This window comes from Paenibacillus sp. FSL R7-0312, from assembly GCF_038004445.1.
In the GTDB taxonomy this organism is placed as follows: Bacteria; Bacillota; Bacilli; order Paenibacillales; family Paenibacillaceae; genus Paenibacillus_AQ.
In genome coordinates this window covers 4,737,386-4,753,153 of the sequence record NZ_JBBORE010000001.1, presented here as the reverse complement: position 1 = coordinate 4,753,153, position 15,768 = coordinate 4,737,386, and the positions used below count along the sequence as shown (strand labels likewise).

Genomic DNA, 15,768 nt, shown 5'->3' with positions numbered 1-15,768 from the left:
GATATTCATTAAGTATTCTGAGAACTTAGGGCTTTCCCTTGTAACCCGTCTTTCGGTAGGCGCATTATGAAAATAGGAGCACGATGGGATGATCCTGCTGGCAGGTTGCTCTACGATTTTTGATTTTCTATTGTGAATTTTTCATATGATGTAATATTATAATTAGCCCCGTTGCTGCCCATAGCAGAATTGAAAATAATCACATCAATTATTGCCTTCATCACAGTAAATATTCGATCTTTTGAGATGTTGGGGCAAGATTTTACGTTTTCAACCCGCAGCGTGTGAGGAACTGATTACTTTGCCAAATCCTGCACAGAATACAACAATTACCATATGATTCCGGCTATTATCGAGAATTGTTGTACAAAAGGCATCATTTCTCCTCCCCCAAGCCGTTGAGCGAAACAATCGTTGTATTTCATACAACAATCTGTCCGAACACTCCTATATCTTAGAGGCCGAGCTGCATTACGTACAACATTTAAACCGCTTCGATATGAAACTTAAGCAAACTTTAGCATCTCAGGTCCCCATAAGTCACTTCTCTATTTCGAATTTTTCATATGGTGAAAATATTAAATAATGTTCACCCCAGTATTCCCATTACATTTTCTTACAAAATGACATGCTCAGCATGGTCATACGCTTGTCCACACTGGTGAGCGCCCATCTATGAGGTTTCGCCCAGATTCCCGTTCAGGTTAAAGTCGGGGTTCGCGCGTCCGGTCCGGGTTCGCGCCCGGGCTCTACTTGCTCTATTTGCATCTGTACAGTTTCTAAGCCTTTCCGTTCAAAGCTAATACGTGCTTCGTTAGTTCCCGTCTCCCCCACTATTTACCCCCGGGTCTCCCCCGGCAGCTTAAGCACGGTTACTTTGTCCCCGCAAGTCATCTGCCCGCTATCCGGCGGAATGACGATGAGGCAATCGCTGTCTTTGATCGTAACCATCACGGAGGATTCGTCTACGCCGGCAGGATAAGCATAGAGAATGCCCTCCCGGATCTCCAGCCGGGCCCGGACATACCGGGTGAAGGAGTTTACCCGCTTATAATCCACGCCTAGCACTGCAGTCCATTCCGGCAAAAAAGGCTGCGCCGCCCCTTGCATCAGCCCGATGACAGGCCGGGCGAACAGCTGAAACCCTACAAAGCAGGCTCCCGGGTTGCCTGATAAGGCCAGCAGAAGGGTTCCTCCACGTACAGCCGCTGTTGTAACACTGCCCGGTCGCATGGTTACTTTGTTAAACAGCATTTCGCCGCTTTGCTCGCGGATCAGATCACCCATAATATCATAATCCCCTACGGATACACCGCCCGTAGTAATTACAAGATCATAGCTTTCCAGAGCCATCTGCACCTTACTCCGGGCAAGCTCCAGATCATCTGCAATCGCACCAAGCATTACAGGTTCTCCGCCTGCTTCCCGTACAAGCGCCTCCAGCATAGGAGAGTTGCTGTTGCGGATTTTACCCGGAGCCAGCGGCTCGTCCACCTCAAGCAGTTCAGTCCCGGTGGCGAAGATTGCCACCTTAGGTCGGCGATGTACGGGAACATTCGCGACACCCAGCGCAGCCAGTGCAGCGATATCACCGGCACCGATCATTTGCCCTTCAGGCAGCACCAGTTCTCCTGTCCCCAGCTCCAGGCCGCGCGGCGTAATATGAAGTCCCTCCGCTTGCGGCTTGCGAATGCCCACATAAGTAACACCACCTTCCATCCGGCTCTCTGTGGCTTCCAGCATAATTACAGTATCCGCGCCATCCGGAACCTGCGCTCCGGTCATGATCCGCGCAGCAGTCCCCGTCGTAATCTCTCTTGACGCTACTGCGCCGCAGGGAATAACATCGACCACTTCAAGCCACACCACGTTGTTATCGCCAGCCGATGCTGTATCTGCTGCGATAACAGCATAGCCGTCCATACTTGAGCGGTCAAATGCCGGAAAAGGATGCGGTGCATGAACGGACTGGGCCAGATAGCGCCCGCAGCTTTGATTCAAAGGAACCTCTTCATCGGTAAGGGGGAATGCATATGCTGTCAGCCGGACCTGAGCCTCTGTCACCTGAAGCGCTGAGCGCTGAAATTTATCATTGGTATATTCCTTGTTATTGTTCTCTGGGTTAGCCATGGAAGTAGTCCATCCTCCTTGTTAAGTTGGCAGTTTCCTGCATCTGCTGAGCTACGCCCATTTTAACATGCGGCACTACAAAGGGAAATTTAGCTTCGGGTTGGCTCACAGACAAAAAGGGATGCACACGGCCTGCAACAGGCGGTGGCATCCCTTGATTTCTAGCAGACTGATCTCCTCTGCTCCATGTAAACCTTAAGACGCACGAATCACTCTGACATCAGCCGGAATGACAGTTTCACCTTCATAGAGCATGAACCGGCCATTCTGCCATTCCACGCGTAGCAGCTGCGAATCATCCGACTGGTACTGCCAGACGTGCTGTTCTCCGCCATTCATGTAAGGAGTCTGACCTGTAACTGCTGCATACCCCTCGTATTCTTCCTCCAGATAAAAGGTACAGTCATCCAGCTCCAGGGTAGCCGGCACCTCGGAAGGGCTATCCAGACGCCCGTCGATCGGATGATACAATCTGTATTGCAGCTGCTCCCGTTCTTCAATATACAGGTAGGAAATCTGGCTTCCGTCACGAAGCGTCAATACAGCAGCATTGCGGCCGCTGGTCTTCGTCCGGCCCGTTACTTCGTATGTTACCAGGGATACTTCACAAATATCTCCGGGAGACAGGTCGAGCATGCTTTTGGGCACCGCAGGCGCCTCCGGCTTCGAGAACATATTACCGATTCTTTTCCATAAACCCAAAGCCATCAATCCTCCTAAAAGTTTTGTCAGCACACACTACATCGATTTCCCTCCGCAAAACTCGTTTCGAAAGTATCCGCTTAAGTTCTGTCAGAGTAAGTATGTTATCCACGAATAAATGCAGCAATAATTAGAGCCCCGATTACATGCAATGAGCCTGCAAGCAGACCGTAGCCGACTTTGCCCAGCTGAGTGCCATGATCGAGATCAAGCTTGCCTACCCTGCCCAGCAGCAGCTCGGCTGATTTTTCCAGAACGAACAACAGTACAAAAGATACAATAGAGACAACCATCGCTTCCCCGAGCCGGCTTGCTGCAGCAATGGACGACGATAAGATATAGCCTTGAGCCCCCAGCTTCATTATGAAGCGCGTTGTGACTGCCATATTGCCTGCCTTGAGCTCTTCCAAATCATCATAACGGGTAAACAGCGAATCCACAAACATCAGCACACACAGCAGCACTGCGCCGCTGACCGTCCACACTACCATGGACACCAGGGAATGGAAATCCATTGCTTTAGCCCCCGCTTATTCAGATTACCTTCCAGGTAAGACAACAGGTAAGACAAAGATAAGGCGAAGGAGAAACCGCTAGTTCTGTCTCCCCTTCGCCTGTGGACAACCGCCTGAACTCCGGCTTATGCCTATATGTTATTGTTTGTCGTACTGTTTCATCAGTGCAGCCAGCTCATCCTCAACCGCCTGGTCTTTACCCAGCTTCTCGAATTCATCATCCAGCGATTTGTTGCCGGAGCTCATCTCGTTGCTAGCTTCTGCCTGTGCTTCTGCCTGAAGCATTTTGTCTTCCATCCGTTTGAGACCTGCGGAAGCCGAATCGGAGCTGAACCCGCTCATAGCTTTGTTGATTTCAGTCTGGGCCTTCGCTGCGTTGTAACGGGCAACAAGTGTCTCACGTTTGTTCTTCATCTGCGTAAGCTGTTTGCGCATTTCTTCTAGCTTGCCGCGGAGATTGTCCGCTGAAGCCTTGTTCTGGTCGAAGCTGGTCTTGTACTCTACGAGCTTAGCTTCAGCCGATTTCTTCTCTTCCAGTGCACGGCGGGCCAGATCGGCATTACCGGCTTGAGCGGCAGCGTGTGCCTGCTGGTTACGCTTGTTCACCAGAGCTTCCTGCTCTTCATACAATTGCTTGAATTTCTTCTCAATGGCAATCTGGGCAGCTACCGCTTTCTCGGCATCTTCCAGATCCTCGGTCATATCACGAATGTATTGGTCGGTCATTTTGACCGGGTCTTCCGCTTTATCAATAATCGCATTCACATTGGACATGGTCAGATCACGCAATCTTTTAAATATAGACATGGTTCATTCCTCCAAAATAAAAGTTAGTTGCTCATTTGGTATCTTTTACGCAGGGAGTGCCACTATCGTTTCAAAATTGTTAAATCTTTTGCAATAAATATTGGTCCACTTTGGAATTCACAATATTTACGACTTCCATAATGCCATCTTTAGTCAGATTGTCATAATGAATCCCCATCACAACCGTGACTGTCCGGTTCAGTGAAGCTGCTGTCCGGAGTGCAATGGATTCGCTGATCGTATGCTCCTTATGATGCGGTACCGCCGAAGTCATGACCCTGGCAGTGTCACCGTCCATATAAGCGGTGCTTGCCGAACCGATATGACGGACACCTCCGGTAATCAGCAGCAGCAGGTCACGGCCAACCGTGATTTCAGACAGCTCAATGTCATCAGGATGCAGCTGATCGGATATCATAACAGAATTCCCCCTACCCATTATATTAACCATGGCAAGTGAAGATCTCTCAGGCTGTGCAAAAAAGTTATACTAAATCGCAGGCTCAGCCTTCCAGCTATACAATACCGCGGATTTCATCCAGCGAGCTGATATTCTCTTCAGCCATAAACTGCTGCAGTTCTTCGACAAGCGTACTGCCGGCCCGTAAATTCATGAAGTTGTACGTTCCCACTTGAATGACGGCTGCACCGGCCATAATGAATTCTATAATATCGGTAGCTGAGGTGATGCCGCCCATCCCGATAACCGGAATGGATACACGTTTGGATACCTGATGCACCATCCGTAAGGCTACAGGCTTAATCGCAGGTCCCGATAGCCCGGCATACTGATTATGAAATACACTGCGGCGGCGGCGCACATCAATCTTCATTCCTGAGATCGTATTGATCAGCGAGACAGCATCCGCCCCCTCAGCCTCACACATCTCAGCCATCTCTGCGATATCCTCGGCGTTCGGCGACAGCTTCACGGCCAGCGGGAGACGGGTTGCTGCTCTAACTGCCCGGACGACCTCAAGCGCTGCCGGAGTCTTCACGCCAAAGGCGATGCCGCCTTCCTTCACATTCGGACAAGAGATATTCAGCTCGATCATATCCACTGCCGGTTTGCCTATAAGCAGACGGGCATCCGCATCGCGCTGGATCAGCTGGGCACCGAGCACGTAATCAGCCAGTGTGTTGCCGCCCAGATTCACGATACGCGCCGTGTCCAGTGTCTCCCAGTATGGAAGCTCCTTGGCCAGGAACGCTTCCACTCCGGGATTCTCAAGTCCTACACTGTTCAGCATACCCGAAGCAGTCTCATACACGCGTACACCGGGATTTCCCGCTTTGGCATGGAGTGTGAGCCCTTTGCCGGAGATGCCGCCAAGCAGGGACACGTCATAGAGCTTCCCGTATTCACGGCCGAAGCCAAACGTGCCTGAAGCCATAACAATTGGATTCTTGAAATGAACACCGGCAATAGTAGCAGTTGTATTAATCATGGAACAGCACCTCCCCAGCCAGGAAGACGGGTCCGTCCGCGCAGGCCTTCCGTTGTCCATCCTTGCAGGATACACTGCAGACGAGACAGGCACCGATGCCGCAGGCCATGCGGTTCTCCAGCGACAGATACACGTCAGGGCGCTTGCCGGCTGTTTCGGCAGCTATACCCTTGAGCTGTGCCGCCTTCAGCATGGGATGCGGACCGCAGACAAATATATGATCATAATCCGTGAAATCCACGCTGTCCAGAATGTGGCCGCCCACATCGACAGTCAGCTCGGCAGCAAGCGGACGGAAGGCTTCGGTACGAAAAGATTCCCGGCTGAAGCCGAGGTAGATGTCACTCTCCGGAAGCTCCTGGGCGCAGTAATAGAGCGGAGCAATTCCGATGCCCCCGCCTACTAACGCGACCTTGCCTTCCACATGCGGGAAGCCGGTGCCGAATGGCCCTTCGAGTTCAAGCTTGTCGCCCGGCTTCAGTCCGGCAAGAATCTCCGTGCCTTCCCCTACTACGTGATACAAAAAATCAACACCGCTGTCATTCACCTGATGTATGCTAAGCGGTCTGGACAGCAGCGGATAGGCTCCCCATGCCCGCAGCATGTAGAATTGACCCATCGCACCGCCGTTACCTCCTTCAACCACCAGGTGGTATACTCCGTCTCCCAGCCGCTCGTTACTAATCACCGTCGCCACGTTATCAAGCTCCTTCAAATTTAATCTTATTAACCATGCCTTAGAAGGAGCTTAAAATCTGTGACATAGTTCACAATCACAGCCTTCTATTTCTTGTTCCAAATCCCGCGCATATAAGGTTTAGGCAAATTGGCCTGATGTACCCCTCCGAGCGTCTCTTCCGCATGCAAAGCCCAGTACGGATCACTAAGCATCCCCCTGCCGACAGCCACAAGTTCTGCCCTCGCTTCAGTAATTACCGCCTGGGCCTCCCTGTAGGATTCAAGACGGCCTACAGCTATTACCGGCACCTGCAGTCCGCTGCGTATGTACTCAGCAAGCTCCACCTGATAAGCCGGCCCTGCAGTAGGACCTCCATTTGAGCCGATCGGACCTTCCCCGCCAGATGATACATGGAACATGTCTACTCCTGCAGCTTTGTAGCGGCGGCAGAATTCCAGCGCGTAAGCTTCATTATATCCGCCTTCTACATATTCCTTGGCGGAAACTCTCATTAGAAGCGGCATTTCTGCCGGCAGCACATCACGCACCGCCTCCACTACCTGCACACCGAACAGCGCGGGATCGCTGCCGTACTCATCATCCCTGACATTGGATAGCGGGGAATGGAACTGGTGGATCAGGTACCCGTGGGCCCCATGCAGCTCAACGGTATCAAATCCGGCCTCAACAGCCCGGCGACCAGCTTCCCGGTATGCCATGATCATCTCTGTAATCCCGTCCCGGGTCAGCGCACGGGGCGTTTGAGAATGTGCATCAAAAGGGATCGCCGAAGGCGCAACCGGGGGATTGGCATCCACCGCCTTACGGCCGGCATGTCCGAGCTGAATGGCGATTTTGGCACCATGAGCATGAACAGCCTCTGTTATCCGCTTAAACCCCGCAATCTGCCCGTCTTCCCAGATCCCCGTATCCTGATTGGTAATCCGCCCGTCTGGATGAATTCCGCTCATCTCTACAATAATAAATCCGGTACCGCCGACAGCGCGGCTGACATAATGCACAAAGTGCCAGTCCGTAGGAATCCCATCCTGCTTCTCAACTGCGTATTGGCACATCGGCGGCATAACCACCCGGTTCTTCAAAGTGAGGGCCTTCAGTTCATAAGGTGTAAACAAATCTGTCATGCTTGTCTCCATCCTTCCCGTTTCTCTCATCATTTGGCGGACTTACCCCCGTATTCATTAAGTATACACGTATTTACGGACAGGTTAAATCTTTAGATGATTCACATACTGACAGCATAATTTCGCAAAGGCTGGGAATAACAACCCTTGTATTTCAAAATATCCAGCTGTGTGATCAGAGGAGGCATAACCCATGAAGTTGGCAAGAATCCGCCGCGTTTTGCTCCTTATATTCATAATAATAGTGATCCTGCCCAGCATCATCCCGATAGCTACGTCTGCTTCTGCATCGGCTCCAGCCTCCGCCCGGCCGAATGTCTCTATGGAAGAAGATCCTGCCGTTCCGGCCGGTTCCACCGCCTCCTCCCAGTCTTCAGCCCGGCGCCACAAAAGAAATAAAGGACTTTCTCTAAGCCAGCTGCTGCGCAAATATCCGGATACGATCAAGACCCAGGGTCCGCGGCGCAAGATCATTGCCTTGACCTTTGACGATGTGCCTGATCCGCGCTTTACCCCGCAGCTGCTGGATGTTCTCCATAAATATAATGTTAAGGCTACCTTTTTCGTGGTCGGCAGCCGTGCCGAGAAACATCCCGGTCTGGTTGCGCGGATCATCCGTGAAGGCCATGCGATCGGCAACCACTCCTACAATCATCCCGAATTCGGTAAGCTGGGGATGAATGAATTCCGCACCCAGATTATCCGTACCGAGAATATTATCCAGGCTCTTGCGGGTTATAAACCGCGGCTGATCCGTCCCCCGTACGGTGACATCAGTGAGCAGCAGCTGAAATGGGCCAGAGCCCACGGCTACAAGCTGGTGAACTGGAACGTCGACTCCCTGGACTGGAGAGGCTTATCCAAGACCCAGGTACGGAACAATATCCTCTCCAGGGCCGGAAAAGGTGCAATTATACTCCAGCACGGCGGCGGCGGCCGGGGCAGCAATCTGCAGGGTACCATACAGGCGCTTCCGGAAGTCATCAGCATTATGCGCAAACGCGGGTATAGCTTCGTGACTGTTCCGCAAATGTTTGAAGTCAGCAAAAGCAAATGAACCAGCTGATGCACCGGAGCCTGCATATCTATCAGAAACAGAGGGATCAATTATAGCTGAAGCCTTTATATATTAAAAAAGGAAACAAAACCCGTCCGTTCTCCGGCAGGTTTTGTTTCCTTTGGTAAATGGTGCAGCTATTCATTTATCGGGTTATTGAATAATATACAGCTGTACATATTGATAGCCGAAGTCGGCTACAAAGCTCTGGCTGCCGGGAATGAAGATATCAATCCGGTTGCCCTTGATCGCGCTCCCCATGTCAGTAGCGGTCGCCAGGAATGCCTGCTTCGGGAGACCCGGATGAGAATATCCGGTAACGAGAACCTTGGTACCCAGTGGAATGACACTAGGGTCAACTGCAATCGTTCCCAGCTTAAGCGCATTGCCGAAATAATCAACCGCTCCCCACTTTCCGTTCTCACTGGCAGCCGAGGAATAGGCCGAAGCCTTCACCTGAATGGATTTGGCATACGTAAAAGCTTTGCCCCAGGCTTGAACGGTGTTCGACGCAGGTTCAACACTTAGTAAGGACAAGTCTCCATTAGTTACAACCGAATCGGCTGCCGTTTCTGTTACTGCGACCATTTTAGCCTGAACGGTGCCCGGAATGGCCAGCTTAAGCCCCGGGTAGATGTTGCTCGCAGAAATTTGCGGATTGGCGTTCATCAGTTCTTCCATGCTGATGCCATAGTGATTGGATAGAGTATAATAGGTAGTAGCTTCTCCAGCGATATGTACGCTGTCAGCTTGAACAGGGGCGGCTTGGAGCAAGGTGCCGAGTCCCAGTACAGCAGCCAGGGCTGTGATGGCTCCGAACTTGATTTTCATTGAATAGCCTCCTTCATTAGTGGGCGTCCAGGACATAACGGATACGCTCCGCCAGTGACGCCAAGATAACGCTGGACCTATGTACTTTTTTGTTGCCAGGTCTCTGGAATTGCGGTGCTTTGTAAACTAACAGTTATGAATATATCACAACTTTGTAACCAGAGGCTATGTTTTTGTTACGTTTGGAAATATTTTGCCTATATACAGCGTTTTCATCGGGTTAATTATTACATATTCTTAATATTTAGCGTTGGAATTATCGTGATTTCAGCAATTTTTTTTAAGTTTTCGCGAAAATTTTACACAGTTTTAACATTTCTCCCTTTGGCAAATAGTAGAATGATAGAATACGATAGATAATGTAGAGACTGAAGCATAACTTGGAGGGTCAATGAACGTGAATGCAGAAGAGAAAAAAAACAACCACACCAGTCCCGCAACAGCCTATCTGAACCGCGATTTGAGCTGGATTGAATTCAACCGCCGTGTCCTTGCAGAGGCACAGGATCCGGAGAACCCGCTTATGGAGCGGGCCAAATTCCTGGCGATTGTGTCCAGCAATCTGGATGAATTCATCAGTGTCCGGGTAGCGGGCATTCAGGATCAGATCCGGGCGGGTTATACCAAAAAGGATTTCACCGGCTACACCCCCTCCGGCCTGTACAAGCGTCTGATCAAACGGGTCACCAAAATCATCGCCGACCAATACCGTACATTCAAGGATATTTCCCGGAGTCTGCACAAGGAAGGGATCGTGTTCGTCGATTACAAGGACCTCACGCATGCCCAGGAGCAATCCATTGAGCAATATTACCGTGATATCATCTATCCAGTCTTAACGCCGATGGCCGTAGATCAGAGCCGTCCGTTTCCACTTGTGCACAGCCAGTTCATCTATCTGGCAGTAGTGCTGACACGCAAGAACAGCCAGGAAGAAGAACCTTATTTCGCAATCCTGCAGATTCCATCGAATCTGCCGCGCTGTATCCCGCTGCCCCACCGCTCCAACAGTAAGAAACGGCAGTTTGTCTTCATTGAAGATGTGATCCGCCAGCATATCCAGACTTTGTTCAGCGGGTATGATCCTGTGGCTGTCAGTGAATTCCGCCTGACCCGCAATTCCGATCTGACCATTGATGAGGAAGGCGCAGAGGATCTGCTGGAGGAGATTGAGAAGGAGCTGCGCAAACGCCGCCGCGGCGTCCCTGCCCGCCTTGAAGTACAGAAAGGGATTCACCCTTATGCCCTGGAGCAGCTGCAGGCCGAATTCGAGCTTGAAGATTTCGTGTTTGAAATTGAAGGTCCGCTGGATCTCAGTTTCCTGCGGGGGTTTGCCGGCAGCCTTAAGGGCTTCAGCTATCTGCATCATGCACCGATCGAGCCGCTCTATCCGGCGGAATTTGAGGAGAATGAGAATTTCTTCGAGGTGCTTAGCGAACGCGATGTGCTGGTCTATCATCCTTATGAATCCTTCGATGCCATGACGGACTTCATCATTCAGGCTTCTGAAGATGAGCAGGTTATGGCGATCAAAATGACTCTGTACCGGGTCAGCGGAAACTCCCCGCTGATCACAGCACTGGCGAACGCCGCAGAATCAGGTAAGCAGGTTACGGTAGTAGTGGAGCTGAAAGCCCGTTTTGACGAGGAACGCAACATTGCATGGGCGCGTAAGCTGGAGCGGTCCGGCTGCCACGTGGTCTATGGCCTTGTCGGTCTCAAAACCCATGCCAAGGTCACGCTGATAGTCCGCCAGGAAGGCCCTGAGCTGCGCCGTTATGTGCATGTAGGGACAGGTAACTATAATGACAGCACGGCCAAGGCGTATACAGACCTTAGCCTGTTCACCGCCAATCATGAGATTGGCCTGGATGCCTCGGAGCTGTTCAACCAGATGACTGGTTATTCTGCCAACTATAACTGGAACTCCTTCATTGTGGCACCGACTAATATGAGCCTGTCACTCCAGAAGCTGATCCTGCGCGAAGCAGAGCATGCTGCCGCAGGCAGACCTGCACGGATCATCGCCAAGATGAACTCCCTGTCCAATCAGGAGGTCATCGACAACCTGTACAGCGCAGCGCAGGCCGGTGTATCGATTGATTTGATTGTACGCGGTGTCTGCTGTCTGCGTCCGGGCATTGAAGGATTAAGCGAACGGATTACTGTCCGCAGCATTGTTGACCGTTTCCTGGAGCATTCACGCATCTATTATTTTGAGAACGGCGGCAAACCGGAGGTCTATCTGTCCAGTGCGGACTGGATGACCCGGAACCTGACGCGGCGGATCGAACTGATGTGTCCGGTGAAGGACAGCAGCATCCGCAATCAGATCGTCAAAATACTGGACCTGTCGCTGATGGATAATGTGAAATCCAGCTTCCTGCAGCCTAATGGGTATTACGAACGGGCGGACGACAAAAAGGCCCCGTTCCGGAGCCAGTTCGCTGCTATGAATGTTAACCGCTGGAAGGGAAGCCGAGCTTTACCTTCACCGACCAAGCATTCCTGAAGGCTTTGAGCGCATTCTCAATGTCCTCCAGCCCGATAAGAACTTGTCCGCCCTGCAGCTCCAGATCAAGCGTATTGTTATGCAGACGGGCGTTGACCCCGCTGACAATGCCAATCTCGGTGCTGTCCAGGGCAATGCTTAACTGCACCAGCGTACCCAGCTTATGAATCCACTCTTCGTCGGAAGCCAGCAAAATGTCCTTATGCATCTGGGACAATTTCTGCTTCCGGCTTTTGGTGCTGTAGGAAGCAATGTACGCACTTAGAATCAGCTGCCGGTGGGTCAGGCCGCGGATCGGGGAATTCATCAGCCAGTAGCGGGTATGCCGCTTGGACTGATAATAATTAATGTTGGAGCCGGTACGGTGCAGCATAATTGCCACGTAGATCAGCATCTCATGCTCCTCCCGGTCACCTTCCCTCTCAAAAGCCCCCAGCAGGCCGAGTGCCAGCTTATAGATATGATCCAGATGCCGCTTGGAGGTACGGATATCAAAGCGGATAATGGTATCCAGACTGTACTCCAGCGCGCTGTCACGGACCGGCTGCTCCGGCTTCAGCAGATCATGCAGCATGCCCTCACGCAAGCCTTCCCCGCTGATCACAGCACGGCTGGCCCCGATATAATGGTACACCGTATGGAAAATAACCAGACCGGACACGATGATATCTCCCCGGCTTTTCGACAAACCATCCAGGTCCTTGCGCTTCTCATATGGAGTCGCTGGCAGGGTCTCCATGAACTTCTCTATAGTCTCCCCTTCAAGCACATAGCCATGGGAGTTCGGCAGCGAGTAGTCCCGGTTCTTCTGGTCCAGCTTGCCGAGTGAACGCAGCGTTCCACCGAGTCCATATAACGGAAGCCCGTTGCCCGTAGTGAGCCAATCATGCTCTACCAGCCTGCCGGTAACATATAGCTGCAGCTTACGGACCTGATCAGCGTTCCAGTTGCCGCCCTGGCTGAACATCAGATTCGTATTGACCGCACCGAACGGGAAAGAGATGCTGTGCTGATAACGCCGTCCTCGGAACAAGGTGACCTCTGTACTTCCGCCTCCGATGTCAATGACGAACCCGTCCTGAATATCAAAGGCATTGATGACCCCAAGAAATCCGAAATAAGCCTCCTGATGCCCGCTGATTACTTCAATCCGGATGGATGACGCCTCAGACAGATAGCTTATAATCTCGGCGGAGTTGGCTGCGTTACGGATTGCGGCGGTAGCTCCTGCGCGGATGTTATCCACTTCGAAATCATCACAGATTTCCTTGAACTGGTGGAGGACAGGAATAATCGTATCCATATCCTTCTTCTCCAGTCTTCCTTCCCTGGTAATTTTCTCACTCAGGCGGGCAGAGTACTTGCATTCCTTAATAATTTTGTAGCCGCCTGCCTGCGTCGTATCATAAATTACAAGCCGTATGGAGTTGGAACCAATATCAATAATGCCTATCCGGCAAAGATCATCTCTCATCTGTATGTACTCCTTTTCAAGTAGATTGATCATTTGTATACTATATCACCCATTTCACGCTCCGCCAAAATATACTTCCCTCATAAAAACAGCCGCTGAAGGAATTTTCAGCGGCTGTTCCAGTAATTCTATAAAACTTTGCTCAAGAAATCACGGGTACGGGCGTGTTTGGGATTACCGAACACCTCTGCCGGGGTCCCCTGCTCTACAATAACCCCGCCATCCATGAACAGGATCCGGTCGCCGACTTCACGGGCAAAGCCCATTTCATGCGTCACAATGACCATCGTCATACCGTCTACAGCCAGCTGTTTCATAACCTCCAGCACTTCGCCGACCATCTCCGGGTCAAGCGCCGATGTAGGCTCATCGAACAGCATCACATGCGGCTGCATCGCCAGTGCTCTGGCAATAGCGATCCGCTGCTTCTGTCCTCCGGAGAGCTGGGCCGGATACGCATCCCGCTTGTCCTCAAGGCCGACGGTGCGGAGCAGCTCCGTGGCGATTTTTTCCGCTTCGGAAGCTTGCTGTTTTCGTACCTTCAATGGCGCGAGCATAATGTTCTGCAGCACCGACTTATGCGGGAACAGATTGAACTGCTGGAATACCATCCCCATTTTCTCACGGGTCACGTTGATATCATGCTTTTTGGCTGTGATTGATTGGCCTTCAAACGAAATCTCACCGCCGGTTGGCTGCTCCAGCAGGTTTAGACAACGCAGAAAGGTGCTTTTGCCTGAACCGCTGGGACCGATCACTACAACAACCTCACCCTTGTGAATATTCAGATCAATCCCCTTAAGGATCTCCAGCTTACCAAAGCTCTTCTGCAGGTTCTTAACCTCGATCATCCGTGTTCAGCCTCCGTTCCAAAATGCCCAGCAGCTTGGATAACGTGAAGGTCAGCACAAAATACATGGCGGCAATCACGATCAGCGGGCTAAGTCCTTCATAGGTGATCGAAGTAATGGCTCTTGCTTCAAACAGCAGATCAGCCACCCCAATCATCGATACAATGGAAGACTCTTTAATAATGGTAATAAATTCATTTCCGATTGCGGGCAGCACATTCTTCAGCGCCTGCGGCAGAATGATGTAACGCATGGTCATCCCCTGCTTCATCCCGAGCGAGCGTGCCGCTTCCATCTGACCGCGGTCCACCCCTTGAATTCCGGCACGGAAAATCTCCGCCAGGTAAGCTGAGCTGTTAATCGTTAGCGTTATCGCACCCGACTGGATCGGGGACAGCGAAATACCGAACTCCGGCAGGCCATAGTGGATTAGGAACAGCTGCACCAGCATCGGCGTACCGCGCAGAAACTCCACCCAGGCGGTGGCGATAAAGCGCAGAATTCTCCATTTGGACATCCGCAGCAGCGAAACCGCGATACCCAGCACGAAGCCGAAGAATACGCCCATCACAGCAAGCAGCAGTGTGTACTTCAGACCGGATAGGAAAAAATTGCGGTAATCATAGGCAAGTTCCAATACACTCATAGTCGGCAAATCCTCCTGTTCTCAAAAAAATAGAAAACAGCGGATCACCGCCATTTTCTGCAAAGTAGAGCATTGTCCCGCAGCAGTCTGCGGGTTGTACTTAATTCAGGCTAACCGTTGGACGGTTTCGCGTTCTATTTGCTCTCAGCAAGCTCGCTTGCTGCCGCTACATACTCATCAATCTTGCCTTCCGAGTTCAGGCGGGTCAATGTCTTATTCACTTGTTCCAGCAATTCTGTGTTGTCCTTCTTCACCCCGATTACATAACCGTCATCTTCCACTTCCGGTTTGGCATCGGTAATTACCAGTCCTTTAACATTCTTCACAAAGGACTTGGCAACTGGTCCCTCCATAATAGCAGCGTCTACGCGGTTCGATTGCAGCTGCAGTACGATTTCAGAAATTTTACCCAGGGATGTCAGCTGTGCGCCTTCAATGCCTTTGGCGATATCTTCCTGGATCGAACCGGTCTGAATCCCAAGCTTGGCACCCTTCAGCGAGTCCATTGTTGCATATTTATCTTTGTCTGCTTCACGCACGACCACAGCCTGTTCGGCTTTGTAGTAGATATCAGACAAGCCTACAGCCTCTGCACGCTCCGGTGTCGGACTGAGTCCGGAGATCACCATATCTATTCTGCCGCTCGACAATTCATTCAGCAGGGAGTCAAAGGGCAGATCCTTAATCTCAAGTGTCGCACCCATATCAGCGGCGATATCCTTGGCAATCTCAATATCGAAACCAACGATAGTATCCTTGCCGTCTACCATTTTGCGGAATTCATACGGTGGGAAATCCGCGCTGGTACCCAAAGTAAGCGTCTTAGCTTCAGTTCCCTTATTGGCGTCTCCGCTTGCTGCGGTATTATTCTCGTTGTTATTAGAGCCGCATCCGGCTAGTAGTCCCGCTGCCAGCAGCAGTCCCATTGAAAGCTTACCCCATTTGTTCATTTGTCTCTCTCCCCTATTCTC

General features: G+C 51.4%; 15 protein-coding genes. 2 read left to right on the top strand and 13 right to left on the bottom strand.

Annotation, left to right across the window (positions count from 1 at the left end; translation table 11 throughout):
- Nucleotides 1–837: 837 nt before the first annotated feature.
- The 8 genes from MKX70_RS20870 to MKX70_RS20835 all read right to left on the bottom strand — a co-directional run bounded on the left by MKX70_RS20870 (nt 838) and on the right by MKX70_RS20835 (nt 7,426).
- On the bottom strand, nt 838–2,130 hold the full coding sequence (locus MKX70_RS20870; protein ID WP_340840642.1) for a molybdopterin molybdotransferase MoeA: 1,293 nt from the start codon (nt 2,128–2,130) through the stop codon (nt 838–840).
- A gap of 195 nt (nt 2,131–2,325) precedes the next feature.
- A complete protein-coding gene (locus MKX70_RS20865; RefSeq protein WP_340840641.1) occupies nt 2,326–2,832 on the bottom strand; it encodes a DUF4178 domain-containing protein in 507 nt (168 codons plus the stop codon).
- Between the two features lie 104 nt (nt 2,833–2,936).
- Entirely contained in the window at nt 2,937–3,347 is a 411-nt protein-coding gene (locus MKX70_RS20860; protein ID WP_042236814.1) for a DUF350 domain-containing protein, read from the bottom strand.
- Nucleotides 3,348–3,485: 138 nt separating this feature from the next.
- Nucleotides 3,486–4,154: a PspA/IM30 family protein gene (locus tag MKX70_RS20855; RefSeq protein WP_039299055.1), complete on the bottom strand. Its 669-nt coding sequence runs from the start codon at nt 4,152–4,154 to the stop codon at nt 3,486–3,488.
- Nucleotides 4,155–4,233: 79 nt separating this feature from the next.
- Nucleotides 4,234–4,572 (bottom strand): prenylated flavin chaperone LpdD, encoded by a 339-nt coding sequence (lpdD, locus tag MKX70_RS20850; protein ID WP_042236816.1) that lies wholly within the window; start codon nt 4,570–4,572, stop codon nt 4,234–4,236.
- Nucleotides 4,573–4,669: 97 nt separating this feature from the next.
- On the bottom strand, nt 4,670–5,602 hold the full coding sequence (locus tag MKX70_RS20845) for a dihydroorotate dehydrogenase (RefSeq protein ID WP_042236817.1): 933 nt from the start codon (nt 5,600–5,602) through the stop codon (nt 4,670–4,672).
- The gene (locus MKX70_RS20840) at nt 5,595–6,299 is read right to left on the bottom strand and encodes a dihydroorotate dehydrogenase electron transfer subunit (RefSeq protein ID WP_042236818.1); all 705 of its coding nucleotides are present in this window, start codon (nt 6,297–6,299) and stop codon (nt 5,595–5,597) included. Before MKX70_RS20840 ends, MKX70_RS20845 begins: the two co-directional genes overlap by 8 nt.
- Before the next feature lie 86 nt (nt 6,300–6,385).
- Nucleotides 6,386–7,426, bottom strand: coding sequence for an NADH:flavin oxidoreductase/NADH oxidase (locus MKX70_RS20835; protein ID WP_042236820.1), 1,041 nt, complete (start codon nt 7,424–7,426; stop codon nt 6,386–6,388).
- A 193-nt stretch (nt 7,427–7,619) separates the two neighbouring features.
- Here MKX70_RS20835 and MKX70_RS20830 point away from each other — a divergent pair, with 193 nt between their 5' ends.
- A complete protein-coding gene (locus tag MKX70_RS20830; RefSeq protein WP_340840640.1) occupies nt 7,620–8,483 on the top strand; it encodes a polysaccharide deacetylase family protein in 864 nt (287 codons plus the stop codon).
- A 153-nt stretch (nt 8,484–8,636) separates the two neighbouring features.
- Here MKX70_RS20830 and MKX70_RS20825 read toward each other — a convergent pair whose 3' ends face one another.
- On the bottom strand, nt 8,637–9,314 hold the full coding sequence (locus MKX70_RS20825; RefSeq protein WP_042236823.1) for a 3D domain-containing protein: 678 nt from the start codon (nt 9,312–9,314) through the stop codon (nt 8,637–8,639).
- Between the two features lie 391 nt (nt 9,315–9,705).
- Here MKX70_RS20825 and ppk1 point away from each other — a divergent pair, with 391 nt between their 5' ends.
- Nucleotides 9,706–11,826, top strand: a complete 2,121-nt coding sequence (gene ppk1 / locus MKX70_RS20820; protein ID WP_042236825.1) for a polyphosphate kinase 1 — start codon at nt 9,706–9,708, stop codon at nt 11,824–11,826.
- Here the strand turns inward: ppk1 and MKX70_RS20815 are convergent.
- The 4 genes from MKX70_RS20815 to MKX70_RS20800 all read right to left on the bottom strand — a co-directional run bounded on the left by MKX70_RS20815 (nt 11,774) and on the right by MKX70_RS20800 (nt 15,747).
- On the bottom strand, nt 11,774–13,300 hold the full coding sequence (locus MKX70_RS20815) for a Ppx/GppA phosphatase family protein (RefSeq protein ID WP_042236827.1): 1,527 nt from the start codon (nt 13,298–13,300) through the stop codon (nt 11,774–11,776). The genes ppk1 and MKX70_RS20815 overlap by 53 nt on opposite strands.
- Nucleotides 13,301–13,428: 128 nt before the next feature.
- Complete coding sequence (locus MKX70_RS20810) at nt 13,429–14,151, bottom strand: amino acid ABC transporter ATP-binding protein (protein ID WP_039299084.1); 723 nt, start codon at nt 14,149–14,151, stop codon at nt 13,429–13,431.
- The gene (locus MKX70_RS20805) at nt 14,138–14,797 is read right to left on the bottom strand and encodes an amino acid ABC transporter permease (protein WP_042236829.1); all 660 of its coding nucleotides are present in this window, start codon (nt 14,795–14,797) and stop codon (nt 14,138–14,140) included. Before MKX70_RS20805 ends, MKX70_RS20810 begins: the two co-directional genes overlap by 14 nt.
- Nucleotides 14,798–14,931: 134 nt before the next feature.
- The gene (locus MKX70_RS20800; protein ID WP_042236830.1) at nt 14,932–15,747 is read right to left on the bottom strand and encodes a transporter substrate-binding domain-containing protein; all 816 of its coding nucleotides are present in this window, start codon (nt 15,745–15,747) and stop codon (nt 14,932–14,934) included.
- Between the last annotated feature and the right edge of the window lie 21 nt (nt 15,748–15,768).

Coding starts and splice junctions, on each gene's coding strand:
- MKX70_RS20870 (WP_340840642.1), bottom strand. CDS start 2,130: ATGGCTAACCCAGAGAACAATAACAAGGAATATACCAATGATAAATTT.
- MKX70_RS20860 (WP_042236814.1), bottom strand. CDS start 3,347: ATGGATTTCCATTCCCTGGTGTCCATGGTAGTGTGGACGGTCAGCGGC.
- MKX70_RS20855 (WP_039299055.1), bottom strand. CDS start 4,154: ATGTCTATATTTAAAAGATTGCGTGATCTGACCATGTCCAATGTGAAT.
- lpdD (WP_042236816.1), bottom strand. CDS start 4,572: ATGATATCCGATCAGCTGCATCCTGATGACATTGAGCTGTCTGAAATC.
- MKX70_RS20845 (WP_042236817.1), bottom strand. CDS start 5,602: ATGATTAATACAACTGCTACTATTGCCGGTGTTCATTTCAAGAATCCA.
- MKX70_RS20835 (WP_042236820.1), bottom strand. CDS start 7,426: ATGACAGATTTGTTTACACCTTATGAACTGAAGGCCCTCACTTTGAAG.
- MKX70_RS20830 (WP_340840640.1), top strand. CDS start 7,620: ATGAAGTTGGCAAGAATCCGCCGCGTTTTGCTCCTTATATTCATAATA.
- MKX70_RS20825 (WP_042236823.1), bottom strand. CDS start 9,314: ATGAAAATCAAGTTCGGAGCCATCACAGCCCTGGCTGCTGTACTGGGA.
- ppk1 (WP_042236825.1), top strand. CDS start 9,706: ATGAACGTGAATGCAGAAGAGAAAAAAAACAACCACACCAGTCCCGCA.
- MKX70_RS20815 (WP_042236827.1), bottom strand. CDS start 13,300: ATGAGAGATGATCTTTGCCGGATAGGCATTATTGATATTGGTTCCAAC.
- MKX70_RS20810 (WP_039299084.1), bottom strand. CDS start 14,151: ATGATCGAGGTTAAGAACCTGCAGAAGAGCTTTGGTAAGCTGGAGATC.
- MKX70_RS20805 (WP_042236829.1), bottom strand. CDS start 14,797: ATGAGTGTATTGGAACTTGCCTATGATTACCGCAATTTTTTCCTATCC.
- MKX70_RS20800 (WP_042236830.1), bottom strand. CDS start 15,747: ATGAACAAATGGGGTAAGCTTTCAATGGGACTGCTGCTGGCAGCGGGA.